Origin of the sequence: Pseudomonas sp. SC3(2021) (assembly GCF_019856535.1) — a bacterium.
GTDB classification, from domain to species: domain Bacteria; phylum Pseudomonadota; class Gammaproteobacteria; order Pseudomonadales; family Pseudomonadaceae; genus Aquipseudomonas; species Aquipseudomonas monsensis.
In genome coordinates this window covers 2265532-2290389 of sequence record NZ_CP082236.1, presented here as the reverse complement: position 1 = coordinate 2290389, position 24858 = coordinate 2265532, and the positions used below count along the sequence as shown (strand labels likewise).

The window sequence follows — 24858 nt, the reverse complement described above, 5'->3', positions numbered from 1 at the left end:
AAAACGCCCCACGCCAAAAGAATCAGGCGTAGGGCGTGCGTTATACCGCGAGACGGTTCTGGAAATCGGGTAGGAAACTTCAGCTCAGACGGCAATCCCTTTGCGACATTGCAGTTGCGCGGTGCGCACTCGCGAGAATGCGCGGCCCAGGCGCAGGAGCATTTCGTCGATATTGGTTTTACTCACTGTGAGCGCCGGGGTGAAGCGCAGACAGTTGGCTTGCGGGGCGTTGAGCAGCAGGCCCTCATGCAGCGCGGCATGGACCACGGCCTCGGCGGAATCGCCCGACAGGGTCAGTCCGTAGAACAGGCCTTGGCCGCGCAGTTCGCCGTGGTCGTAGCGGTGTGCCAATCGTGCGAGGCCTTCGCGCAGATGCTGGCCATTATCGTTGACCTGCTGCAGGAAGCTGCGGTCGTACACGCTGTCGAGCACCACCAGGCCAGCCGCTGTCATCAGCGCATTGCCGTGATGCGTGCCGCCCAGTTCACCCGCGTCAAAACAACACGCCTTGCCTCGCGCCAGCAGCGCCGCCAGGGGCACACCGCCGCCAAGGCCTTTGCCGAGCACGACGATATCGGCGCGTACGCCATAGGACTGTTCGGCAAGCAAGCTGCCGCAGCGCCCCATGCCGGTCTGCACTTCGTCGAGAATCAGCAAAATTCCCAGCTCGCGGCACAGACGCTCAACGCCCTTAAGGTAATGCCCGGTGGCTGGAATCACCCCGGCATCGCTCTGGATCGGCTCGAGCATGATCGCCACGGTCTGCGCATCGACTGCCGCATGCAGCGCCGGTAAATCGTTAAACGGCACCGGATCGAAACCGGGCAGCAATGGCGCGAAACGGTTGTGCAGGTTACAACTGTCCGATGCCGAGATCGTCGCCAGACTACGACCGTGACACCCCTGCTGCGCCACGATGATCCGCGAAGCGCCACCACGATGCAGTTGCCCCCACTTGCGTGCCAGTTTGATCGCCGCTTCACAGGCTTCGCTGCCACTGTTGAGCAGGTAGGCCTGATCGCTGGAAGTACTTGCGCACAGGCGCTCGGTGAGGCTGAGCATGCCGCGATTGTGCAGATTGAAACCGGGGTTGATCAGTGCCTGAGCCTGACTGGCAATGGCTTTGACCAGTGCCGACGGACTGTGCCCAAGACTGTTGGCGCCACCGGCCTGAGAGAAGTCGAGATAAGCGCGATCATTACTGTCCCACAGCCAGGAACCCTGACCGCGAACGAACACCTGTTGCGGTCGCTCGACACTGGGCATCAGCCGCTCGGTGCTCAGATTTTCGTTGATTTCAGCAGAATCGGCCGCAAAGGCGAGGTCGTCGAGACTCGGCGCCTGGCGCCGCAAACTGAACAGATTCATTGAAAAACACCTCGTTTGAGGTGTTTTGAACTGCCTATGCAAACACTGTCGAAGCAAACGCTATTCATCGCGCTTTCTGGCCCTGTAAGCCTTGTGAATGCGGTTAGACTAAGCTCGCCGAGGCCTGCGGGCCATTTCGATTTCCCAGCATTTTCGATAAGAATTACTTATGGATTTCAAACAACTGCGTTATTTCGTCGCGGTCTACGAAGAAGGCCATGTCGGCCGCGCCGCTGAACGGCTGTCGATCTCGCAGCCGGCGTTGTCGCAACAGATTCGCCAGCTTGAACAAAACCTCGACGTCACGCTGTTCGAACGCAGCAGCAAACGCCTGCTACCGACTCTGGCTGCACATACCTTGTACAACCACGCCCTGCCCTTGCTCGATGGTCTGCAACGGGCGCGCGAGGCGTTGGGCAACTTCAAGGGACAGGCATTGCGCACCCTGGCAATTGGCGTGCTGCAAACCGTGCACACCAGCCTGGTGCCGCAAATGCTGGAGCGCGTGCGCAAGGCGCAACCGCATCTGGTGGTGCAGATTTATGAATTGAGCGGGATGGAGATTGAACGGCGTCTGCTGAACGGTTCGCTGGATATCGGCATCAGCTATTTGCCACCACGTCAGCCAGGGTTGCATGGCGTGATGCTGTACGAAGATGAACTGACGCTTGTAATCCCTGCGGATCACCCGCTGCGTGAATTCAAGAAAGTCTCGATACGACAAGCCGCAGAGTTACCGATGCTGCTGCTTGGCGAAGAGTTTCAGATACGTCAGATCTGGCAAGCGCAGCTGACCAGCCTTGGCCGTCGCCCGCAGGTACAGGCTGAACTGAACAATATGGTGGGGATTCTCGACAGTCTGCCGCACACCAAATTGGCGACGGTGCTGCCCGGGCGTTCGCAGAAGGAGTACGACGACCAGGAACTGCTGTGGAAACCGCTGAGCGAACCACGGGTGCCGCTGAAGGTTGGGCTGGTGTGTCGCGACGTACAACGCCAGCAGGCGTCACTGGCGCTGCTGCGGACATTGCTTGAGGAAGTGATGGAGCGTGAAGTGAAGTCACCGCTGGATCCGATCGCCTGAACACTTTTCTACAGGCAAAAGAAAACCCCGCCGAAGCGGGGCTTTGCAGACTGTTTCCCTGACATCCATTTCACTCCGCCACCCTGGCAGAATCCTACGTGTCCGTGTTGTTGCTTTGCGCTTCCTGCGCGACGTCCATGAAATGTAGATTAGCTCTGGATCCAATCTACGCCTATGGGAGAACAGCAGCACGTCATGTAAGAGAATGCTTACATGACGTCATCGCATCAGAACTGCGCCGCATCCAGCAGGAACAGCGACTCGCTACCGGCCTTCACCGACGCGCTCAACGAGTGAATGCGTGGCAGCAGACGGGCGAAATAGAAACGCGCGGTACCTAGTTTGCTGGCATAGAAATCATCCTGCGCTTCCTTACCCAGCGCGGCCTTGGCCATCAGTGCCCACATGTAGGCATAAGCCGTGTAACCGAACGCTTGCAAATATTCGACCGAAGCCGCGCCGATTTCGTTCGGATTGGTTTTCGCCCGATCCAGCAGCCATGCGGTCAACTCGTCGAGGGTATCGACGGCGTCGTTCAGCGGCTTGGTGAATTCGCCCAGGTCAGCGCTGGCAGTCGCGGTGAAATGACGGATCTCGTCAGCGAACAGCTTGTAGAACGCCCCGCCGCTACCCACGATCTTGCGCCCGACCAGGTCCAGCGCCTGAATGCCGTTGGTGCCTTCGTAGATCTGGGTGATGCGCACGTCACGCACCAGTTGTTCCTGGCCCCACTCGCGGATATAGCCGTGGCCGCCGAAAATCTGCTGGCCGTGGACAGTGGTTTCCAGGCCCAGGTCGGTCAGGAACGCCTTGGCCACCGGCGTCAGCAGCGCCACCAGATCTTCAGCGCGCTTACGCGTCGTCGCGTCCTCGCTGAACTTGGCAGTGTCGAGTTGCATCGCCACGTAGGTGGAGAACGCACGGCCGCCCTCGTTGGACGCCTTCATGGTCAGCAGCATGCGACGCACGTCCGGGTGGACGATGATCGGGTCGGCGACCTTGTCCTTATTCTGCGCGCCGGTCGGTGAACGGCTTTGCAGCCGATCGCGGGCATATTCAATGGCGTTCTGGTACGAGCGCTCGCCAGTGGCCAGGCCCTGGATGCCGACGCCCAGACGCTCGTAGTTCATCATGGTGAACATCGCCGCCAGACCTTTGTTCGGCTCGCCGACCAGATAACCGACAGCTTCATCGAAGTTCATCACGCAGGTCGCGGAGGCCTGGATGCCCATCTTGTGTTCGATCGAACCGCAGTTCGCCGGGTTGCGAGCGCCGAGGCTGCCATCGGCATTGACCATGAACTTTGGCACCAGGAACAGCGAAATGCCTTTCGGGCCGGCCGGGGCGTCCGGCAACTTGGCCAGCACCAGGTGAATAATGTTTTCGGTCAGGTCGTGCTCACCGCCGGTGATGAAAATCTTGGTGCCGCTGACCTTGTAGGAACCGTCGGCCTGAGGTTCGGCCTTGGTGCGGATGATGCCCAGGTCGGTGCCGGCGTGCGGCTCGGTCAGGCACATGGAACCGGCCCAGACGCCGGCGTACATGTTCGGCAGGTACGCCGCTTTCAGCTCTTCGCTGGCGTGGGCGTTGATCGACAGGCAGGCGCCGGCCGTCAGCATCGGGTACAGACCGAAGGACAGACTGGCGGAGTTGACCATTTCTTCGACCTGGGCCGACACGGCTTTGGGCATACCCATGCCGCCGTAGGCCGGATCGCCACCCACACCAACCCAACCGCCTTCGGCATAAGTCTGATAAGCCTGTGGGAAACCGGCCGGGGTGGTGACAGCGCCGTCCGCCCAGTGGCAGCCTTCTTCGTCGGCGGCACGGCTCAGAGGGGCGATGCTTTTGCTGGTGACCTTGCCGGCTTCTTCGAGGATGGCTTCAACAGTTTCGGCGTCGACGGTCTCGGCCAGTGCCGGCAGTTCGGCCCACAGTTTCGAGACCTCGAACACTTCATTGAGGACGAAGCGCATATCGCGCAGCGGCGCTTTGTAGTCAGCCATGGCAAACCTCGCAAGATCTAAACAGGTGATTCGTGGAATGATGTTTTCGTTGAGCTGGAGTGTACCCCAACAACTTTTGCGACACATAGGGTCAACCGGTGACTGTTTTGTTATTTTTAGTCACCAGCTTGAGCCGACATTCAAAGAACGCAAAAAACTGTGGCGAGGGCGCTTGCTCCCGCTAGAGTGCGAAGCCGCCCCCCGATCGGTGAGCACTGCGCACTCAAGCGGGAGCAAGCGCCCTCGCCACAGAAAGTGGTATCAGAGTGCAAACAACGCCGCCGGCAGCTTCATCAAACACTCACTCCCCGCTTCGATCGCCGCCCGATGCGCAGCCGTGCGCGGCAACAAGCGCTTGAAATAGAACTCGCTGGTCGCCAATTTACCTCGACAGAAATCCCCGTCCCCCTCACCCGCCTCCAACTGCGCCTGCGCCACCAGCGCCATGCGCAACCACAGATAACCCAGAATGATGTAACCGCTGTACATCAGGTAATCCACCGATGCGGCGCCGACTTCGTCCGGGTTTTTCATCGCCGCCATACCGACCTGCATGGTCAGCTCGCCCCACTGCTGGTTGAGTTCATTGAGCTGCGCGACAAAGCTGCCCAACTGAGGATGCCCCGCGTTGGCCGCGCAGAACTTGTGGACGATTCTGGTGAAGCCGCGCAACAACTTGCCCTGACTGCCCAGCACCTTGCGACCGAGCAGATCCAGCGCCTGAATGCCGTTGGTGCCTTCATAGATCGGCGCAATCCGGCAATCGCGAACCAACTGCTCCATGCCCCATTCACGAATGAAGCCATGACCGCCGAACACCTGCATGCCGTGGTTGGTCACTTCCAGCCCGGTGTCGGTCATGAACGCCTTGCAGATCGGTGTGAGGAACGCCAACAGGTCTTCGGCCTCCTGCCGCGCCTCGGCGTCGCTGCCCAGGTGCGCGACATCGAGCAGCTGCGCGGTGAAATAGGTCAGCGCACGATTGCCCTCGTTGAAGGCTTTCATGGTCAACAGCATGCGCCGCACGTCTGGATGAACAATGATCGGGTCGGCCGGTTTGTCCGGGGCCTTGGCGCCGGTCAGGGCGCGCATCTGCAAGCGGTCGTTGGCGTATTTGACCGCGCCCTGGAAACTCGCCTCGCCCAGGCACAAGCCCTGCATCCCGGTGCCGAGGCGTGCATGGTTCATCATGGTGAACATGCAGTTGAGGCCCTTGTTCGGCTCGCCGATCAGAAAGCCCTTGGCGCCGTCGAAGTTCAGCACGCACGTGGCCGAGGCCTTGATGCCCATCTTGTGTTCGATCGAACCGCAGGAAACGCCGTTGCGCTCGCCCGCTTCGCCCGCTGCGTCCGGCAGAAACTTGGGCACGATAAACAGCGAAATGCCCTTGGTCCCGGCGGGCGCATCCGGCAGTTTGGCCAACACCAGATGGATGATGTTGTCACTCATGTCGTGTTCGCCGGCAGAGATGAAAATCTTGCTGCCGGTAACTGCATAACTGCCATCGGCCTGGGGCACGGCGCGGGTCTTGATGATGCCCAGGTCGGTGCCGCAATGCGCTTCGGTCAGGCACATGGTGCCGGTCCACTGGCCGGCGGTGAGCTTGCTCAGGTACGTGTCTTTCTGTTCGGCGGTGCCGTGGGCGTGGATGGCCGACATCGCGCCATGAGTCAGGCCCGGGTACATGCCCCAGGACGTATTGCTGGAGCCGACCATTTCGCTGATCACCAGCCCCAGCGAACTCGGCAGGCCCTGGCCACCGTAAGCCGGATCTGCCGCCAGACCGTGCCAGCCGCCCTCGACGTATTGCGCGAACGCGTCTTTGAAACCTGCAGGCGTTGTCACCACGCCGCTGTCGAAGTGGCAGCCCTCTTCGTCGCCGCTGCGATTGAGTGGCGCCAGAACGTTCTCGCAGAACTTCGCGCCTTCTTCGAGGATCGCGTTGATCATGTCCGGGCTGGCGTCGTGGGCGCCGAGCGCGGCGTATTGGGTGTGGAAATCGAAGACGTGGTCGATCAGAAAGCGCATGTCGCGCAGGGGAGCTTTGTACTCGGGCATGGTGGCTTCTCCGTCAGCAGATGGTTTCAACCTACTGCTGGCCACTACGCCCCACAATCACTGTCCAGGCGCTGAATGCGCGGTCATCACTCAACCTGCAGCGTTGTCCATACGCACCGCGCCACGGCGGTTCTGCCCGAACGCCATCACGCAGTTACGCCCCGCACCTTTGGCGCTGTACAGCGCCTGGTCGGCGGATTTGAGCACTTCTTCCGGCGTGCGCTGCTCGACGCGTTCGGCGACGCCAATGCTGACCGTCACCGAAACACTGGACGCACCGGCGCCACTGCGGCGCTGGCGACCTTGCTGGTCATCCTGCGGACGGTTTTCCTGATTGCGCAGTTGAATGTTGTAGGACGCAATCGACTCGCGGATAACTTCCAGGTGCGGCATGCATTCCTCGAGGGTTTTGCCTGCGAACACCAGGGCAAATTCCTCACCACCATAGCGATATGCCCTACCGCCACCGCTGATTTTCGACAGCTTGCTGGCGACCAGACGCAACACCTGGTCACCGACATCGTGGCCGTGGGTGTCGTTGAATTTCTTGAAGTGATCGACGTCGCTCATCGCCAGCACATAGTTACGGCCGAGGCGTTGCATACGTTCGTTGAGTGCGCGCCGACCCGGCAGACCGGTGAGCTCATCGCGGAAGGCCATTTGATAGGCTTCGTGCGCCACGGCGGCAGCAATCATCAGCATCACCTGGCTGCACATGATGTTCAGGGTGAACGGCAGGATGAAGGTTTTCGGCAGCATCCAGAACACACCGAGCAAGCCGACCAGTTGCGCCGCATGCAGCGGACGCGGGTTACGCCAGTATTGCCAGGCCAACAGCAGGAATGCCGAGAGGAATACCGGATAGGACATCTGGATCAGGCTCATCCACGCGCCGTGCAGCGCTGGCCAGCGGATCTCCGAGAGCCACATCAGCAGCGCCTGTGGATAACTCTGCTCAAGACCGAGGGCGACACTGCCAAAAGCGAGCAACACCGCGAACCGCGCGACCATGTCCTGAAACAGGTGGGTGCGTTCTTGCCACGCCGCAAACAGACCGAACAGCAAGGGCAGCAGCAGGCAGACCAGGTGGAACACCACGGCGGCGTCGTCGCGCACCTTGCCGTTGTCGCGGTAATAGTCGGTCTGGGTGTCGAGCAGAAAGTAGGCGATGTACACCGTGAGCATCAGAAACAGTTCGCGCTGACGGCGGTAAACCGCGCAATACGCGCCGCCCAGCAACAGCACCAACGTCGGCAACACGTTGAACAGGGAAGTGAAGAACACGTTGAGGTCTTTGACGTACGCAGCCGCCAACCCCGCAAGTAACAACAGCAGTGATGGCAGGAAATGACTGAAACGTACAGCGGAAGAACGCGGCAAGGGTAAAGCTCCGACCCGTCATATCAAAGAGATGGCATTGTGCCTGCAATGTGGCCAGTTAAGCACACGCATTGTGATCCAGATCACATGCAGTCTCTTTAACGGCAGAAAACCTGACTATCTGAGCGATTTGCCAAGTTTTTTGCCTCCAGCGAGCCGATGGCCATCATGACTGATGGCCAGGCCTGGAATTACTCCTCAAAGATCGTTGTAGAACGGCAGTAGCGGCCCCTCCGCCGGGCTGCGTCCTTCGGCGCCATAGGGCTTGAGCGAGAACAACGCGTCCGAAGCTTGGCGGGTGGTGACTTTCGGGCTGGCTGGCCGTTGGGTCACGGCATTTTCGTCACCGATTTCGCCTTGTGGCAGGAGCGCAAAAAAAAACCGCTGCCCCTAAAGGAGCAGCGGTTTTTCAAGCGACCGCGTTAAGGCTTAGTAGCCCAGTGCGAAGTCTTCTTCTTTCATGTCCATCAGGTTGTTGGCGCCCGACAGCATGGTGGCCACGTGAGTACGGGTACGTGGCAGGATGCGCTGGAAGTAGAAGCGCGCGGTTTGCAGCTTGGCGGTGTAGAACGCTGCGTCGCCAGTGCCTTCTGCCAGCTTCTCGGCTGCCAGACGCGCCATGTCGGCCCAGAAGTAGGCCAGGCAGGCGTAACCGGAGTACATCAGGTAGTCCACGGAGGCCGCGCCGACTTCTTCGCGATCTTTCATGGCGGCCATACCGACCTTCATGGTCAGCTCGCCCCACTCTTTGTTCAGTGCAGCCAGCGGTGCAACGAATTCTTTAACGGCTTCGTTGCCTTCGTTGTTCTGGCAGAACTTGTGGACGATCTTGGTGAAGCCTTTCAGAGCCTCGCCTTGGGTCATCAGCACTTTACGGCCCAGCAGGTCGAGTGCCTGGATACCGGTGGTGCCTTCGTACAGCATCGAAATGCGGCTGTCGCGAACGTTCTGCTCCATGCCCCACTCGGCGATGAAACCGTGACCGCCGTAGATCTGCACGCCGTGGTTGGCTGCTTCGAAACCGACTTCGGTCATGAACGCCTTGGCGATTGGCGTCATGAACGCCAGCAGCGCATCGGCCTTCTTCTTCTCTTCTTCATCGACGCCGTATTTGACGATGTCGACCTGTTTGGCGGTGAAGTACACCATCGCGCGGTTGCCTTCGGCGAATGCCTTCATGGTCAACAGCATGCGACGTACGTCAGGGTGCACGATGATCGGGTCGGCAGCTTTGTCCGGCGCTTTCGGGCCAGTCAGGGAGCGCATTTGCAAACGATCGCGAGCGTATTTCAGACCACCCTGGAAGCCGATTTCGGCGTGGGCCAGACCTTGCAGCGCGGTCCCCAGACGTGCGGTGTTCATAAAGGTGAACATGCAGTTCAGGCCTTTGTTCGCCGGGCCGATCAGGAAACCGGTGGCGCCGTCGAAGTTCATCACGCAAGTGGCGTTGCCGTGGATGCCCATCTTGTGTTCCAGCGAACCGCAGCTCACGGCGTTACGCGCACCGAGGGTGCCATCGGCATTCGGCAGGAACTTTGGAACGATGAACAGGGAAATACCTTTGGTGCCAGCCGGTGCATCCGGCAGACGAGCCAGCACGATGTGGACGATGTTGTCGGCCATGTCGTGTTCGCCGGCCGAGATGAAAATCTTGGTGCCGGAAACTTTGTAGGAACCGTCGGCCTGAGGTTCGGCCTTGGTGCGCAGCATGCCCAGGTCGGTGCCGCAGTGCGGTTCGGTCAGGCACATGGTGCCGGTCCATTCGCCGGAAACCAGTTTGGTCAGATAGGCTTCTTGCTGCTCAGGGGTGCCGTGCTCGGAGATGGTGTTCATCGCACCGTGCGACAGGCCTGGGTACATGCCCCACGACCAGTTGGCTTCACCGACCATTTCGCTGACGGCCAGACCCAGCGACTCCGGCAGGCCTTGACCACCGTGCTCGACATCGTGCGCCAGGCTTGGCCAGCCGCCTTCGACGAATTGCTTGTACGCCTCTTTGAAGCCCGTCGGGGTTTTCACGCCGGACTCGCTCCAGGTGCAACCTTCGAGGTCGCCCACACGGTTCAGCGGTGCCAGTACCTGCTCACAAAACTTGGCGCCTTCTTCGAGAATGGCGTCAACCATGTCTGGAGTTGCGTCTGCGCAAGCCGGAAGGCTCTGATAGTGCGCTTCGTAGCCGAGCAGTTCGTCACGAACGAAGCGAATATCACGCAAGGGGGCCTTGTAGTCAGGCATAGCGATAAACCTCTGCTGATGTAACCGGGAATGAACGACCGTGTTGATTTGTTGTGACGGTCAAACAGTTGTTTGAAACATACGTTTACGCCGAAATCTTGTCAAGCGTCGATCTTTTGCCGTTCGTCTTCCCTTCTTTCAAACGCCAGACACAGCAAACCGCCATGGACGCCAACGCGCCACAGGTACTGAAAAAAGATTAGTTGAGGAAGAAGGACTTACAACGCAAAACGCCGCGACAAGGCGCGGCGTTGTTCAGGCATGCAGCAAAAAATCAGGCAAACGTATCGATGATCGTACCGAGCATTTCATCGGAAGCCTTGGCGACTTTGACGCCCAGCTCCGCCTGAATCTTGCCTTGTGACATCTCGACCATATTGCTGGCCAGATCCGACTGCTGCGCACGATCGACACCACGCAGGCGATCGACCTGAACTTCGGACGACTGGCTGGTCACCGAGCGCTCAATGGTGCTGCTGGCGATCTGGCTGGCTGCCTGATCGACACGATTCTGCCCGGTCTGAATCGAGCTCAAACCTGCATAAAAAGCTGTGTTACCGGAGATTTCCATGAAAGCGCTCATCCTTGGGAAGGATCAATAGGCGCCATTGAATCAGACGCGCCAGAAAAACACCCGTCAAAAACACTAATGGCACAGTGCCTGCTCATAGCCAGCCTTCATGGGCTAAGCCTAGTCGAGCAGATCCAGTTGCAAATGCTCCGCCACTGCTTCGGCACTCAACGCCTTGAGCTTGGGCACGCGCCCCAGGCACGGCGCCGGAATCCGCTCGGCCAACGTGGCAAGGTTCTCCTCCAGCCGGGAAGTCTTCGGGTCGATGATATTCGCCACCCACCCCGCCAGTTGCAGACCATCGCGGGCAATCGCCTCGGCCGTCAGCAACGCATGGCTGATGCACCCCAACCGCACGCCGACCACCAGAATCACCGGCAACTTCAATGCAATCGCCAGATCGGACAGATTGTCCTGATCAGCCAACGGCACCCGCCAGCCGCCCGCACCTTCGATCAAGGTGAAGTCGGCGTTCATGGCCAGAATGGCGCGCATCGGCGTCAGCAACGACTGCACCGTCAGCGCAACGCCCGCCTCGCGCGCCGCCAGATGCGGAGCAATGGCCGGCTCGAACGCGACCGGATTGACCTGTTGATAACTCAGCGGCACCGAACACTCGGCGAGCAGCGCCAGGGCGTCGGCATTACGCAACCCCTTCGGCGTCACCTCGCAGCCGGACGCCACCGGTTTGCCCGCCGCCGTACTCAACCCTGCTGACCGCGCCGCATGCAGCAACCCGGCAGCCACGGTGGTCTTGCCCACATCCGTGTCCGTTCCGGTGATGAAATAGGCTGCGCTCATAAGGGTTTCTCCAACACGGCGTAAACCACTTGATAGGTCGCCGGCAATCCCTGTGCCTGACGGTACTGCTCGTAAGCCTCGACCAGTCCGAGAATCCGCGCCCGCCCGGTCAAACCGCCCGGCCGGCCGGGATTCAGATTGTGCGCACCCAACGCCTTGAGCTCATGGGTCAGGCTGCGCACATCCGGGTAATGCAGCACGTGCGCCTGAGTCTGCAGACTCGCCGTGCGCAAACCACTGGCTGCGCACAACTGCTCATATTGGGCGAACTCGCGGAAGCGGTTGACGTGCACCAGGCCATCGACCTGACGCCAGCTGTCGCGCAACTCAAACAGCGTCCCGACACAAAGACTAGCAAACGCAAAAATCCCGCCGGGCTTGAGCACGCGAAACGCTTCGCCGAGTACTGCTTCAAAATCCGCACACCACTGCACGGCGAGGCTGGAGAAGATCAGATCGCAGGTTTCATCGTGCAGCGGCAGACGCTCCGCATCACCGGCAATGAAGTGCTGAGCGCCACCCAACGGCCGTGCGTGAGTGAGCATGCCCTCGGCAATGTCCAGCGCCACGCCGTGACCGGCGACAAAGCGCTCGGCCAGTGCGCGAGTGAAATACCCGGTACCACAGCCCACATCCAGCCAGCGCGATGGGACAAAATTTACCGGCAAGCGCCGCAGCAACTGCGCACCGACATCCCGTTGCAACTCGGCGACGCTGTCGTAACTGGCCGCTGCACGGGAAAAGGAGGCTGCAACCTGGCGCTTGTCAGGCAAGCCACCCGGCAGCACAAGAGACAGATCAGTCATCGGCGCACTCATGTAAAAACGCCTGGATCGCACCCGCTACTCCGTGCGGGTCTTCCAGCAGAAATCCGTGGCTGGCCTGTTCGATCAGACCAATTTCGATATCCGGCAGCAGGGCGAACAATGCGCCCGCCGCCTCGGCCGGCACCAATGCATCGAGACCGGCAAACAGATGAAACTGCGGCCCGCGAAAGCTTTGCAACGCTTCGCGGGTGTCCAGTTGCGCGAGCAATTCCAGCCCGGCCATTAGTGCAGGCACAGCGGTGTGCGGCGCGCCACCGAGCATCAACCGGGACAGACCGCGCGAGTCCTGCGCGCCTTGGGCACACAACAGCGAGAAACGTTTGAGGGTGGTGCGCGGGTCGGCATTACAGCCGGCGAGAAAGGCATCGAACGTCTTGCCCGGCATTGCGCTCGACCATTGCTCATGGACAACGAAGCATGGATTGCTCGCCAGCGTCAGCAACCCGCAGCACCGTTCGCCACGGCGCGCCGCCAGTTCGGACGCAAGCATGCCGCCCAGCGACCAACCGCCGAGCCAGACGTCTTGCGCGATGCGCTCATCGAGTTCGTCGAGCCAGTCTTGCGGGTCACTGGAGTCCAGCTCTGGCAACGGTTCGATCTCGACATGCAAATGTTCATCGAGGCCCTGCAACGCCGCCGCCAAAGGTTCCAGCGGCGAAACGCCGAGGCCCCAGCCGGGCAACAGAATCAGGCGATTACGCATGGCTTGGCTCCGACGACAATTGGGCAAAGCAATCCGCCAGTCCTTCTAACAATAGCTGCACCTGCGCCTCGCTGTGGGCGGCGGTCAGGGTGACGCGCAGCCGAGCGCTGCCAGCAGGCACGGTCGGTGGACGAATGGCGGTGACCATCAGTCCACGTTCGCGCAACATCTGCGACAGGCGCACGGCGCGACCGGCATCGCCGATCAGAATCGGCTGGATCGGGGTAAAACTGTCCATCAGTTGCAGGCCGATCTGCCCGGCACCGTGGCGGAACTGGCGGATCAACGTTTGAAGATGCTCGCGGCGCCAATGCTCGGTGCGCAGCAGCTCCAGACTTTTCAGCGTGGCGCAGGCCAGCGCGGGCGGCTGGCTGGTGGTGTAAATGTAGGGCCGGGCGAACTGGATCAGGCTTTCGATCAGCTCCGCGCTGCCGGCGACAAAGGCGCCGGCGGTGCCGAAGGCTTTGCCGAGGGTGCCGACCAATACCGGCACATCCTCCTGGCTCAAACCGAAATGCTCGACGATGCCGCCGCCGTTCGCGCCCAGCGGCCCGAAACCGTGGGCATCATCGACCATCAACCACGCGCCTTTGGCTTTGGCTTCACGGGCCAGTGCGGGCAGGTCGGCAATATCACCGTCCATGCTGAACACGCCATCGGTAACCACCAGCGTATTGCCGGTGGCTTTCTCCAGACGCTTGGCCAGGCTGTCGGCATCGTTGTGCAGATAACGATTGAAGCGCGCGCCGGACAACAGCCCCGCATCCAGCAACGAGGCGTGGTTGAGGCGGTCTTCCAGCACCGTATCACCCTGCCCGACCAGCGCCGTGACCGCGCCGAGGTTGGCCATGTAACCGGTGGTGAACAGCAGCGCACGCGGGCGACCGGTGAGATCGGCGAGTGCTTCTTCGAGGGCATGGTGCGGGGCGCTATGGCCGATCACCAGATGCGACGCCCCGCCACCCACGCCCCAACGCGCGGCGCCGGCACGCCAGGCTTCGATCACCTGCGGGTGATTGGCCAGGCCCAGGTAATCGTTGTTACAGAACGCCAGCAACGGCTGGCCGTCGACCACCACTTCAGGCCCTTGCGGGGACTCGAGCAGCGGTCGCTGGCGATAGAGATTTTCGGCACGACGGGCAGCAAGGCGTGCGGCGAGATCGAAAGACATGCAGGCCTCGACAGTCAGATCACATGAATCACGATGGACACGGCGCCTGTGGGAGCTGGCTCGCCAGCGATGGCGGCGGCACATCCGACATAGATGTCGCCATTCAGTCCGCTATCGCTGGCGCGCCAGCTTCCACAGGGTTTTGTATCGCATCAAAAAAATCAGACCGCGGCGTTATAGAACTGCTCGCTGCTCTTCTGCTCCACCAGCGCCTGTTCGATCGCCGCCTGGTGCACTTCATCGGAATGCTCTTCGCGCGCTTCCGGTTGAATGCCCAGACGTGCGAACAGTTGCATGTCCTTGTCGGCCTGCGGGTTGGCCGTCGTCAGCAACTTGTCGCCGTAGAAAATCGAGTTGGCGCCGGCGAAGAACGCCAGGGCCTGCATCTGCTCGTTCATCGCTTCGCGGCCGGCGGACAGGCGCACATGGGATTGCGGCATGAGGATGCGCGCTACGGCGAGCATACGGATGAAGTCGAACGGATCAACATCGTCGGCGTTTTCCAGCGGCGTGCCGGCGACCTTCACCAGCATGTTGATCGGCACCGATTCCGGATGCTCCGGCAGGTTGGCCAACTGGATCAGCAGATTGGCGCGGTCGTCCAGCGACTCGCCCATGCCGAGAATACCGCCGGAGCAGATCTTCATTCCCGACTCACGCACGTAGGCCAGGGTCTGCAGGCGCTCGCTGTAAGTACGGGTGGTGATGATGCTGCCGTAGAACTCAGGCGAGGTATCGAGGTTGTGGTTGTAGTAATCGAGGCCGGCCTTGGCCAGCGCTGCGGTCTGCTCCTGATCGAGACGACCGAGGGTCATGCAGGTTTCCAGGCCCATGGCTTTCACGCCTTCGACCATCTTCAGCACGTACGGCATGTCTTTGGCCGACGGGTGTTTCCACGCCGCGCCCATGCAGAAGCGCGTCGAGCCGATGGCTTTGGCGCGAGCGGCCTCTTCGAGAACCTTCTGCACTTCCATCAGCTTTTCTTTTTCCAGACCGGTGTTGTAGTGACCGGACTGTGGGCAGTACTTGCAGTCTTCCGGGCAGGCGCCGGTCTTGATCGACAGCAGGGTCGAAACCTGCACGCGGTTGGCGTTGAAGTGTGCGCGGTGCACGGTCTGCGCCTGGAACAGCAAGTCGTTGAATGGCTGTACGAAGAGGGCTTTGACTTCGGCCAGAGACCAGTCGTGACGCAGGGTGGCAGTAGTGCTCGCGCTCATGGGTAGTTCCTTGGTTATGCTTGGCTCGCGACCGGGGAAACGGAATACCCACAGGCGCTACACGGATGTTCGGCATATTTAAGGAAGAGTCATGCGCTGTCAACCACGATACAAAGGACAGGTTTACATCTGTTTAAAAAACGTACAGACCTGCTTACTGTGCGATGAGCCTGCAGACGAAAAAACGCCCCTCTGCGTGGCCTGCGAAACCGAACTGCCATGGCTCGGCGACCATTGCCAGCGCTGCGCCCTGCCACTCTCCGCCGCCGACCTGACCTGTGGCGAGTGCCTGCTAGAGCCTCCGGCGTTCGAACAGGTGGTGGTGCCGTGGCGCTATGGCTTCCCGGTCGACAGTTTGATTACGCGCTTTAAACACAACGCGAAATGGCCGTTTGGTCACCTGCTCGCCGACGTTGCCGGACAATACCTGCAACATCGTTTCGATGAGGGGTTGCCGCGTCCGGATGTGTTGTTGCCAGTGCCGCTGGCGAACAAACGTCTGCGTCAACGCGGGTTCAACCAGGCTGCGATGTTGGCGCGCTGGTTGAGTCAGTCACTGGGGCTGCCGTGTGAAGAAACGGCTCTGCGCCGCATCAAGGACACCGACGCCCAGCAGGGTCTCGACGCCAAGGCGCGTAAAGGTAATCTGCGCAATGCGTTCGAACTCGTGCCAGATTCGCAGGTACAAGGCCGGCATTTGGCGTTGGTTGATGATGTGCTGACTACTGGCGCGACGGCTCAAACGCTTGCGCGTCTGCTGATCAACGCAGGCGCTGCGCGGGTCGATGTCTATTGCCTGGCCCGCACGCCGAAACCCGGAAGCTGAAGCCAGCACAATCCCTGTAGGAGTGAGCCTGCTCGCGATAGCTTCATCATTGCCAACATTTATGCTGACTGATCCACCGCAATCGCGAGCAGGCTCACTTCTACAAGGGCTCTCGGCTCGACTTGACTCCGGCGTTGCAAGCGACCAACTTCCCCCCTCACCGCCACAGCAAAAAAAGCGCCCTTTCATGTCCATGCCTTCCCTGTTGTCCCAGCACATCGTCCGCCGTCCGCAGCGCATCGCCCTGCTGCAACACATTGCCGAACAGGGTTCGATCACCCGCGCCGCAAAAAGCGCCGGGCTGAGTTACAAAGCGGCGTGGGACGCCATTGATGAACTGAACAACCTGGCGCAGAAACCGCTGGTCGAACGCGTCGTCGGTGGCAAGGGCGGTGGCGGCGCGAAACTGTCCAGTGAAGGCGAACGCGTGCTGCGCCTTTACCAGAAACTGCAAGCCTTGCAGGCACAGGTTCTGGAAGCGGCGGAAGACGCCAGCGATCTCGATCTGCTCGGTCGGCTGATGCTGCGTACCAGCGCCCGCAACCAGTTGCACGGCAAAGTCGTGGCGATCGAGGCGCAGGGCCGCAACGACCTGGTTCGCCTGGAACTGGCCGAAGGCCTGTGGATCAACGCACAGATCACCCACGACAGCACTGTGCACCTGGAACTGCAACCGGGCACGGAGGTGGTAGCACTGATCAAGGCCGGCTGGCTTGAATTGCTCGCGCCGGATCAAGCTGCAACATCTGGACACAATCTTCTGAGCGGCACCCTCGAAGCCATTCTCGACGCCGAGGACGGCCCCAGCGAAGTGCGCATCACCCTGCCCAACGGCCACACCCTCTGCGCGCTGGCTGAGCCGCTGCACCTTCGCACATGCGGGCTGGGTATCGAGCAACCGGTGCAGGTGCAGTTCTCGCCGTCCAATGTCTTGATCGGCACGCCGCTGTAACGGACCCTCTGCCACAAAAGCTTCATCGCCCCCCATTAAGGTTGCTGCCAAAACCATGCAGGGAGCCTGATGTGAGCCTATTAGAAGAAAACCAATCCACCGATCTGGAAAAAATGGTCGGCCTCAGCCGTCGCGGTTTCATCAGCGCCGGGGCCTTGTGCGGTGCCGCGATGTTCCTCGGCGGCAACTTGCTGAGCCGCAGCGTCATGGCAGCCAGCGTCAGCGCCGGCAACAGTCGCCTGCTCGGTTTCGAGAGCATTCCCGCCGCGACCACCGACGTTATCAGCCTGCCCAAGGGCTACAAATCTTCGGTGCTGATCAGTTGGGGACAGCCGCTGCACAAGAACGGGCCGGCCTTCGACCCGAGCGGCAATGGCACCGCTGCCGCACAGGAAGTGCAGTTCGGTGACAACAATGACGGCATGAGTCTGTTCGCCTTCCCCGACGACAAAAACCGCGCGTTGATGGCAATCAACAACGAATACACCAACTACCGCTACCTCTACCCGCACGGCGGCATGCCGCAATCGGCCGAAGACGTGCGCAAGGCGCTGGCCTGCGAAGGTGTGTCGGTGATCGAAGTGCAGCGCAAGAACGGCCAGTGGCAGTTCGTCCAGGGCTCGCGTTACAACCGCCGGATTCACGGTAATTCACCGCTGCGCATCACTGGCCCGGCCGCGGGTCACGAGCTGATGAAAACCGCCGCCGACAAGCACGGCAAAAAAGTCCTCGGCACGTTCCAGAACTGCGCCAACGGCAAGACGCCGTGGGGCACCTACCTGACCTGCGAAGAGAACTTCACCGACTGCTTCGGCAGCAGCAACGCCCAGCAGCAGTTCGACCCGGCGCAGAAACGCTACGGCGTGTCGGCCGCCAGCCGCGAGATCAACTGGCACCCGTTTGACCCGCGTTTCGACATGGCGAAGAACCCCAACGAACTCAACCGTCACGGCTGGGTGGTCGAGATCGACCCGTTCGACCCGCAATCGACCCCGGTCAAACGCACCGCGCTGGGCCGCTTCAAACATGAAAACGCCGCCCTGGCCGAGACCGACGACGGTCGCGCCGTGGTGTACATGGGCGACGACGAGCGTGGCGAGTTCATCTACAAATTCGTCAGCCGCGATCGCATCAACCACCGCAACGCCAAGGCTAACCGCGACATCCTCGACCACGGCACACTCTACGTGGCAAAGTTCGATGCCGGCGACGGCAATCCCGATCACCCGAAAGGCCAGGGCCAGTGGATCGAACTGACCCACGGCAAGAACGGCATCGACGCCAGCAGCGGTTTCGCCGATCAGGCCGAAGTGCTGATCCACGCCCGCCTCGCTGCCAGTGTCGTTGGCGCGACGCGCATGGACCGCCCGGAATGGATCGTCGTCAGTCCGAAGGACGGCCAGGTCTATTGCACCCTGACCAACAACGCCAAACGCGGCGAAGACGGCCAGCCGGTGGGCGGCCCGAACCCGCGCGAGAAGAACGTCTACGGGCAGATCCTGCGCTGGCGCACCGACCGCGACGATCACGCGTCGAAGACGTTTGCCTGGGACCTGTTCGTGGTCGCCGGCAACCCGGGCGTGCATGCCGGGACGCCGAAGGGTGGCTCCTCCAACATCACCCCGCAGAACATGTTCAACAGCCCCGACGGCCTGGGTTTCGACAAGGCCGGGCGCTTGTGGATTCTTACCGACGGCGACTCGAGCAACGCCGGGGACTTCGCCGGGATGGGCAACAACCAGATGCTTTGCGCCGATCCGGCAACCGGCGAGATTCGCCGCTTCATGGTCGGGCCGATTGGTTGTGAAGTGACCGGGATCAGCTTCTCGCCGGATCAGAAGACTTTGTTTGTCGGAATTCAGCATCCGGGCGAGAACGGCGGTTCGACCTTCCCCGAGCATTTGCCGAATGGCAAGCCGCGGTCTTCGGTGATGGCGATTACCCGTGAGGACGGCGGAATAGTCGGCGCCTGATCCATCGCCTTCGCGAGCAAGCTCGCTCCCACATTTGGAATGCAATCCACTGTGGGAGCGAGCTTGCTCGCGAAAGGACCGATCAGACACCAACCAACTACCCCGCTGCCATCTGCGCTACCATGCCGGGCCGGACGCAGCAGCCTGCTGCGCGCAGGAGTCAGCATGGCCCACCCGTTTGAAACCCTCACTCCCGACCTTGTCCTCGATGCCGTCGAAAGCATCGGGTTCCTGAGCGATGCGCGCATCCTCGCGCTAAACAGCTACGAAAACCGTGTCTATCAGGTCGGTATCGAAGACTCCGAACCGCTGATCGCCAAGTTCTACCGTCCGCAGCGCTGGACCAACGAAGCCATCCTCGAAGAACACCAGTTCACCTTCGAACTGGCCGACGTCGAGATCCCGGTGGTTGCGCCACTTATCCACAACGGCCAGACCCTGCACGAACACGCCGGTTTCCGTTTCACCCTGTTTCCCCGTCGCGGCGGCCGTGCCCCGGAGCCGGGCAATCTCGATCAGCTGTATCGCCTCGGCCAGTTGCTCGGACGGATTCATGCGGTCGGCGCAACCAAGCCGTTCGAGCACCGTGAAGCGCTGGGAGTAAAAAACTTCGGCCATGATTCGCTGAGTACGCTGCTCGAAGGCAACTTCATTCCCAAGAGCCTGTTGCCCGCCTACGAGTCCGTCGCCCGCGACCTGCTCAAACGCGTGGAAGATGTGTACGCCGCCACGCCGCACCAGAACATCCGCATGCACGGCGACTGCCACCCCGGCAACATGATGTGCCGCGACGAGATGTTCCACATCGTCGACCTCGACGACTGCCGTATGGGGCCAGCGGTGCAGGACATCTGGATGATGCTGGCCGGCGACCGTCAGGAATGCCTCGGCCAACTGTCGGAACTGATGGACGGCTACAACGAATTCCACGACTTCGACCCGCGTGAACTGCCGCTGATCGAACCGCTGCGCGCCCTGCGCCTGATGCACTACAGCGCCTGGCTGGCGCGGCGTTGGGATGACCCGGCGTTCCCGCACAGCTTTCCGTGGTTCGGCACCGAGCGTTATTGGGGCGACCAGGTGTTGGCGTTGCGTGAACAGCTGTCGGCGCTCAACGAAGAGCCGTTGAAACTGTTCTGACCCACCACCGTCTCTGCAGGAGCGAGCCTGCTCGCGATAGCGTTTTATCAGTCGACGTAAATGTTGAATGTCAGACTGCTGTCGCGAGCGGGCTCACTCCTGCAGGGTTCTGTGTTCACACTTTTCTGACCAATCAGCTCAGGCATTCGTCGACAAATCTCCTTACAATCCCTGCTTTGATAGCTGCCTAAGCAAGGACTCTGCATGCAAGCCGCCAACCCGCGTCGCGGGTACATTCTGGGCCTCAGTGCCTACATCATCTGGGGCCTGTTCCCGATCTATTTCAAAGCCATCGCCGAAGTCCCGGCGGTCGAGATCATCATTCACCGGGTGCTGTGGTCGGCGCTGTTTGGCGCCTTGTTGCTGATGGTGTGGAAGCATCCCGGCTGGTTGCGCGAGTTGCTGGACAACCCCAAGCGTCTAGCGATCCTGGCCCTGAGCGGCACGCTGATCGCGGCCAACTGGCTGACTTACGTGTGGTCGGTGAACAACGGCCGCATGCTGGAAGCGAGCCTCGGTTACTACATCAACCCGTTGGTCAACGTGCTGCTGGGGATGCTGATTCTCGGCGAACGCCTGCGGCGCATGCAGTGGATCGCCGTCGGCCTGGCAGCGGTCGGCGTGGCGCAGCAGGTGTGGCAGGTCGGCAGCTTGCCGTGGGTGTCGCTGGTGCTGGCGCTGACCTTCGGTTTCTACGGGTTGATCCGCAAGCAGGCGCCGGTCAAGGCGCTGCCGGGGCTGGTGGTGGAAACCTGGATGCTGGTGCCCATCGCCGTGGCCTGGCTGTTGTTCAACCAGACCGCGACCAGCGCGCAACCCGAGTTCTGGACCACCTCGGCCGCTTGGTGGCTGGTCGCCGCCGGGCCGGTCACGCTGGTACCACTGGTGTGTTTCAACGCCGCCACCCGCCATTTGCCCTACACCACCATCGGCTTCCTGCAATACCTGGCGCCAACCCTGGTGCTGCTGCAAGCGGTATTGCTATTCGGCGAGCACTTGTCGTCGAGCACTCTGGTCGCGTTCATCTTTATCTGGGCGGGTCTGGCCGTTTACAGCGTCGACGCCGTGATCAGTTTGCGTCGACGCAGTTGATCAAAAAACGCACAAAGCTTTGCAGGCCACGGTTATCGTGGCCTGCAACATTCCTTCCCAAGGTTATCCACAGCGTGATCCCCGCCGTTTGTGCGCAAGTCACTGAATGCTGGCGGTTTTTTGATCAGTTCTCCGCAAGCCCCGGCCGGCCTGGCGCTGCGCCCGGTCTCTACAGGTTATCCACAGGCAGGTGCACGTTAAAACTGGATAACCCGAATACGCCTTAAACCTCTGTGCGTAACACCAGTTCGACCATCAGATCATCGGCCAGGGTTTCCAGACGCGATTGCAGCACGTCCAGGGACAGGGTCAGCGGCACCGCCAGAATCGCCTCGGCGTGGAACAGCGGTTCGCTGCTCATCGGTGCAGGGCGCACTTCGGTCACCAAACGTTCAAGGTTGACGCCCTGCTCGCTCAGCAGCCGGGTGATGTCACGCACGATCCCGGGGCGATCATTGCCTACCAGCTCCATGGCGATCGGTTTCCAGGTGCAGGATTGCTCGATGCCGCTTTCGGCAATCAGCACGCGAATGCCCTGCGCCGACAGTGCTTGTAGGGAATCGACTAATTCGTCGTAAGCCTCCGCCGGCACGCCCACCCGCAAAATTCCGGCGAACTGCCCGGCCATGCGTGACATGCGGCTTTCCAGCCAGTTACCACCGTGCTCGGCGATGCATTGGGCGATGCGCTCGACCTGCCCGGGCTTGTCCGGGGCGAAAACAGTGAGTACGAGATGGTCCATGGCGCAGCCCTCTTGTCATGACTTTTGTTATAGAAAGGCAAGTATAGGCAAGGGGCCCAAATCGGCTTGCAGTGCGGTGTACTTGTGGCGAGGGTGCGTGCCTAGCGGTGCCCTGGCAGGCGAACCGTATTTATGTGTACAACTTTTGATATTTAACTGGAACAATCCAATGGTTTTTTGAGAACATCCCGTTCCGCGATGTGACCGCAATGCGACATGAGGTCGCAGAACGACGTTATTAGTCTGATTTTCACAAGCGCAACTCATCATGTAGTATGCCGCAGCGCGCACTACATAACGCTGGATCGATGTCTGCCCAAGGCACGTTCGCAACCTTGAAAGCCCCGTCAGCAAGGCCCCAAGCCGTTGATTGGTCCCAGCCCAGCCGCCAGCAATGGCATGTACTGGTCGGAAGGTTTGTGGTTTAAATGGCCAGAGGCTTCATTGTCAAATTGAAGAGCTGAAAAGCGAAATAGCTGAGCAGAGTGAGGCAAGCAATGACTGAACACGTTCAAGTCGGTGGCCTGCAGGTCGCCAAAGTCCTGTTCGACTTCGTGAACAACGAAGCCATTCCCGGTACCGGCCTCACCGCCGAACAATTCTGGGAAGGTGCCGACAAGGTCATTCACGACCTGGCACCGAAGAACAAAGCCCTACTCGCCAAACGCGATGACTTCCAGGCTCGCATTGATGCCTGGCATCAGGAACGTGCCGGCAAAGCGCACGACGCTGTAGCCTACAAAGCCTTCCTGCAAGAGATCGGTTATCTGCTGCCAGAAGCGGCTGATTTCCAGGCAACGACGCAAAATGTCGATGATGAAATCGCCCGTACTGCCGGTCCGCAACTCGTGGTGCCGGTGATGAATGCCCGCTTCGCTCTCAATGCCTCGAACGCCCGCTGGGGCTCGTTGTACGACGCCCTCTACGGCACCGACGCGATCAGCGAAGACGGTGGCGCGGAAAAAGGCAAAGGCTACAACAAGGTGCGTGGCGACAAAGTCATTGCCTTCGCCCGTGCGTTCCTCGACGAAGCCGCGCCACTGGCTGCCGGCTCCCACGTCGACTCCACCGGTTACAAGATCGTTGACGGCAAACTGCTGGTCTCCCTCAAGGGCGGCAGCAACACCGGCCTGCGTAACGATGCTCAGCTGATCGGCTTCCAGGGCGACACCAACGCGCCCATCGCGATCCTGCTGAAACACAACGGTCTGCACTTCGAAATCCAGATCGACGCCAGCACCCCGGTCGGCCAGACCGATGCCGCCGGCGTCAAAGACGTCCTGATGGAAGCGGCACTGACCACCATCATGGACTGCGAAGACTCCGTGGCCGCCGTCGATGCCGACGACAAAGTGGTGATCTACCGCAACTGGCTCGGCCTGATGAAGGGCGACCTGTCCGAAGAAGTCGCCAAGGGCGGCCAGACCTTCACCCGCACCATGAACCCGGATCGCAGCTACACCACGCCGAATGGCGCTGAAGTGACCCTGCACGGCCGTTCGTTGTTGTTCGTGCGTAACGTTGGCCACTTGATGACCATCGACGCGATCCTCGACAAACACGGTAACGAAGTGCCGGAAGGCATCCTCGACGGTCTGGTCACTTGCCTCGCGGCGATGCACAACCTCAACGGCAATACCTCGCGCAAGAACACTCGAACCGGTTCCATCTACATCGTGAAACCGAAGATGCACGGCCCGGAAGAAGCGGCGTTCACCAACGAGCTGTTCGGTCGCATCGAAGACGTGCTGGGCTTGAAGCGCAATACGCTGAAAGTCGGGATCATGGACGAGGAGCGCCGCACCACGGTCAACCTCAAGGCCTGCATCAAGGCCGCCAGCGAGCGCGTGGTGTTCATCAACACCGGTTTCCTCGACCGCACCGGCGACGAAATCCACACCTCCATGGAAGCCGGCCCGATGGTGCGCAAGGCCGACATGAAGGCCGAGAAGTGGATCGGCGCCTACGAAAACTGGAACGTCGATATCGGTCTGAGCACTGGCCTGCAAGGTCGCGCGCAAATCGGTAAAGGCATGTGGGCGATGCCCGACCTGATGGCCGCGATGCTCGAGCAGAAAATCGCGCACCCGCTGGCCGGTGCCAACACCGCCTGGGTTCCGTCGCCAACGGCTGCTGCGCTGCATGCGCTGCACTACCACAAGGTCGACGTGTTCGCCCGTCAGGCCGAACTGGCCAAACGCGCCCGCGCCTCGGTGGACGACATCCTGACCATTCCGCTGGCGGTCAACCCGAGCTGGACGCCGGAGCAAATCAAGAACGAACTGGACAATAACGCCCAGGGCATTCTCGGTTACGTGGTGCGCTGGATCGACCAGGGTGTCGGTTGCTCGAAAGTGCCGGACATCAATGACGTCGGCCTGATGGAAGACCGTGCCACGCTGCGTATTTCCAGCCAGCACATCGCCAACTGGCTGCGCCACGGTATCGTCACCGAAGCGCAAGTGATGGAAAGCCTCAAGCGCATGGCGCCGGTGGTCGACCGTCAGAACGCCAACGACCCGCTGTACCGTCCGCTGGCGCCGGACTTCGACAGCAACATCGCCTTCCAGGCGGCGGTCGAACTGGTGATCGAAGGCACCAAGCAGCCCAACGGCTATACCGAGCCGGTGCTGCACCGTCGTCGTCGCGAGTTCAAGAAGGCCAACGGCCTGTAACTTGCGCTGAATGCCGGACATGGAAAAGCCCTGATCG

Annotated in this window: 20 protein-coding genes; 7 read left to right on the top strand and 13 right to left on the bottom strand. The window is 60.7% G+C overall.

What is annotated here, in order from left to right:
• Positions 1–84 precede the first annotated feature (84 nt).
• On the bottom strand, positions 85–1368 hold the full coding sequence (locus K5Y35_RS10100) for an aspartate aminotransferase family protein (protein WP_222834172.1): 1284 nt from the start codon (positions 1366–1368) through the stop codon (positions 85–87).
• A 169-nt stretch (positions 1369–1537) separates the two neighbouring features.
• On the opposite strand from K5Y35_RS10100, the gene K5Y35_RS10095 reads away from it, so the two are divergent.
• Positions 1538–2452, top strand: a complete 915-nt coding sequence (locus K5Y35_RS10095; RefSeq protein ID WP_123469306.1) for a LysR family transcriptional regulator — start codon at positions 1538–1540, stop codon at positions 2450–2452.
• 227 nt (positions 2453–2679) lie between these two features.
• On the opposite strand, the gene K5Y35_RS10090 is transcribed toward K5Y35_RS10095, so the two are convergent.
• The 11 genes from K5Y35_RS10090 to bioB form a co-directional block, all read right to left on the bottom strand.
• Positions 2680–4458, bottom strand: a complete 1779-nt coding sequence (locus tag K5Y35_RS10090; protein WP_123469308.1) for an acyl-CoA dehydrogenase C-terminal domain-containing protein — start codon at positions 4456–4458, stop codon at positions 2680–2682.
• 261 nt (positions 4459–4719) lie between these two features.
• Positions 4720–6516, bottom strand: coding sequence for an acyl-CoA dehydrogenase C-terminal domain-containing protein (locus K5Y35_RS10085; protein ID WP_222834171.1), 1797 nt, complete (start codon positions 6514–6516; stop codon positions 4720–4722).
• 90 nt (positions 6517–6606) lie between these two features.
• The gene (locus tag K5Y35_RS10080) at positions 6607–7896 is read right to left on the bottom strand and encodes a GGDEF domain-containing protein (RefSeq protein ID WP_123469314.1); all 1290 of its coding nucleotides are present in this window, start codon (positions 7894–7896) and stop codon (positions 6607–6609) included.
• A 198-nt stretch (positions 7897–8094) separates the two neighbouring features.
• A complete protein-coding gene (locus K5Y35_RS27860) occupies positions 8095–8229 on the bottom strand; it encodes a hypothetical protein (protein WP_261991486.1) in 135 nt (44 codons plus the stop codon).
• Positions 8230–8325: 96 nt separating this feature from the next.
• The gene (locus K5Y35_RS10075; protein ID WP_123469318.1) at positions 8326–10131 is read right to left on the bottom strand and encodes a phenylacyl-CoA dehydrogenase; all 1806 of its coding nucleotides are present in this window, start codon (positions 10129–10131) and stop codon (positions 8326–8328) included.
• 274 nt (positions 10132–10405) lie between these two features.
• On the bottom strand, positions 10406–10702 hold the full coding sequence (locus tag K5Y35_RS10070) for a pyrroloquinoline quinone biosynthesis protein PqqE (RefSeq protein WP_222834170.1): 297 nt from the start codon (positions 10700–10702) through the stop codon (positions 10406–10408).
• Between the two features lie 120 nt (positions 10703–10822).
• Positions 10823–11503, bottom strand: a complete 681-nt coding sequence (gene bioD / locus K5Y35_RS10065; RefSeq protein WP_123469322.1) for a dethiobiotin synthase — start codon at positions 11501–11503, stop codon at positions 10823–10825.
• Positions 11500–12309 carry a malonyl-ACP O-methyltransferase BioC gene (gene bioC, locus K5Y35_RS10060; protein WP_222834169.1) on the bottom strand — a complete coding sequence of 270 codons (810 nt, stop codon included), beginning with the start codon at positions 12307–12309 and terminating at the stop codon, positions 11500–11502. The genes bioD and bioC overlap by 4 nt, the downstream gene beginning before the upstream one ends.
• A complete protein-coding gene (locus K5Y35_RS10055) occupies positions 12302–13033 on the bottom strand; it encodes an alpha/beta fold hydrolase (protein ID WP_222834168.1) in 732 nt (243 codons plus the stop codon). The genes bioC and K5Y35_RS10055 overlap by 8 nt, the downstream gene beginning before the upstream one ends.
• A complete protein-coding gene (bioF, locus tag K5Y35_RS10050) occupies positions 13026–14204 on the bottom strand; it encodes an 8-amino-7-oxononanoate synthase (protein ID WP_123469328.1) in 1179 nt (392 codons plus the stop codon). Before bioF ends, K5Y35_RS10055 begins: the two co-directional genes overlap by 8 nt.
• Before the next feature lie 161 nt (positions 14205–14365).
• Positions 14366–15421, bottom strand: a complete 1056-nt coding sequence (gene bioB, locus K5Y35_RS10045) for a biotin synthase BioB (protein ID WP_128616182.1) — start codon at positions 15419–15421, stop codon at positions 14366–14368.
• 91 nt (positions 15422–15512) lie between these two features.
• Between bioB and K5Y35_RS10040 the strand changes: the two genes are divergently transcribed.
• From K5Y35_RS10040 to rarD, 5 genes are all read left to right on the top strand, one after another.
• Entirely contained in the window at positions 15513–16247 is a 735-nt protein-coding gene (locus K5Y35_RS10040) for a ComF family protein (protein ID WP_222834167.1), read from the top strand.
• Between the two features lie 187 nt (positions 16248–16434).
• Positions 16435–17199: a TOBE domain-containing protein gene (locus K5Y35_RS10035; protein ID WP_123469334.1), complete on the top strand. Its 765-nt coding sequence runs from the start codon at positions 16435–16437 to the stop codon at positions 17197–17199.
• A gap of 71 nt (positions 17200–17270) precedes the next feature.
• Positions 17271–19172, top strand: a complete 1902-nt coding sequence (locus tag K5Y35_RS10030) for a PhoX family protein (protein WP_222834166.1) — start codon at positions 17271–17273, stop codon at positions 19170–19172.
• Between the two features lie 165 nt (positions 19173–19337).
• On the top strand, positions 19338–20312 hold the full coding sequence (locus tag K5Y35_RS10025; RefSeq protein WP_222834165.1) for a serine/threonine protein kinase: 975 nt from the start codon (positions 19338–19340) through the stop codon (positions 20310–20312).
• A 204-nt stretch (positions 20313–20516) separates the two neighbouring features.
• Positions 20517–21404, top strand: coding sequence for an EamA family transporter RarD (gene rarD / locus K5Y35_RS10020; protein WP_123469340.1), 888 nt, complete (start codon positions 20517–20519; stop codon positions 21402–21404).
• A 223-nt stretch (positions 21405–21627) separates the two neighbouring features.
• On the opposite strand, the gene K5Y35_RS10015 is transcribed toward rarD, so the two are convergent.
• Entirely contained in the window at positions 21628–22146 is a 519-nt protein-coding gene (locus tag K5Y35_RS10015) for a glycine cleavage system protein R (RefSeq protein ID WP_123469342.1), read from the bottom strand.
• A gap of 497 nt (positions 22147–22643) precedes the next feature.
• On the opposite strand from K5Y35_RS10015, the gene K5Y35_RS10010 reads away from it, so the two are divergent.
• Positions 22644–24821, top strand: a complete 2178-nt coding sequence (locus K5Y35_RS10010; RefSeq protein ID WP_222834164.1) for a malate synthase G — start codon at positions 22644–22646, stop codon at positions 24819–24821.
• Positions 24822–24858 lie beyond the last annotated feature (37 nt).

Coding starts and splice junctions, on each gene's coding strand:
- K5Y35_RS10040 (WP_222834167.1), top strand. CDS start 15,513: ATGCGCTGTCAACCACGATACAAAGGACAGGTTTACATCTGTTTAAAA.
- K5Y35_RS10015 (WP_123469342.1), bottom strand. CDS start 22,146: ATGGACCATCTCGTACTCACTGTTTTCGCCCCGGACAAGCCCGGGCAG.
- rarD (WP_123469340.1), top strand. CDS start 20,517: ATGCAAGCCGCCAACCCGCGTCGCGGGTACATTCTGGGCCTCAGTGCC.
- K5Y35_RS10090 (WP_123469308.1), bottom strand. CDS start 4,458: ATGGCTGACTACAAAGCGCCGCTGCGCGATATGCGCTTCGTCCTCAAT.
- K5Y35_RS10025 (WP_222834165.1), top strand. CDS start 19,338: ATGGCCCACCCGTTTGAAACCCTCACTCCCGACCTTGTCCTCGATGCC.
- K5Y35_RS10035 (WP_123469334.1), top strand. CDS start 16,435: ATGTCCATGCCTTCCCTGTTGTCCCAGCACATCGTCCGCCGTCCGCAG.
- bioD (WP_123469322.1), bottom strand. CDS start 11,503: ATGAGCGCAGCCTATTTCATCACCGGAACGGACACGGATGTGGGCAAG.
- K5Y35_RS10055 (WP_222834168.1), bottom strand. CDS start 13,033: ATGCGTAATCGCCTGATTCTGTTGCCCGGCTGGGGCCTCGGCGTTTCG.
- K5Y35_RS10085 (WP_222834171.1), bottom strand. CDS start 6,516: ATGCCCGAGTACAAAGCTCCCCTGCGCGACATGCGCTTTCTGATCGAC.
- bioC (WP_222834169.1), bottom strand. CDS start 12,309: ATGACTGATCTGTCTCTTGTGCTGCCGGGTGGCTTGCCTGACAAGCGC.
- K5Y35_RS10075 (WP_123469318.1), bottom strand. CDS start 10,131: ATGCCTGACTACAAGGCCCCCTTGCGTGATATTCGCTTCGTTCGTGAC.
- bioB (WP_128616182.1), bottom strand. CDS start 15,421: ATGAGCGCGAGCACTACTGCCACCCTGCGTCACGACTGGTCTCTGGCC.
- K5Y35_RS10070 (WP_222834170.1), bottom strand. CDS start 10,702: ATGGAAATCTCCGGTAACACAGCTTTTTATGCAGGTTTGAGCTCGATT.
- K5Y35_RS10095 (WP_123469306.1), top strand. CDS start 1,538: ATGGATTTCAAACAACTGCGTTATTTCGTCGCGGTCTACGAAGAAGGC.
- K5Y35_RS10010 (WP_222834164.1), top strand. CDS start 22,644: ATGACTGAACACGTTCAAGTCGGTGGCCTGCAGGTCGCCAAAGTCCTG.
- bioF (WP_123469328.1), bottom strand. CDS start 14,204: ATGTCTTTCGATCTCGCCGCACGCCTTGCTGCCCGTCGTGCCGAAAAT.
- K5Y35_RS10100 (WP_222834172.1), bottom strand. CDS start 1,368: ATGAATCTGTTCAGTTTGCGGCGCCAGGCGCCGAGTCTCGACGACCTC.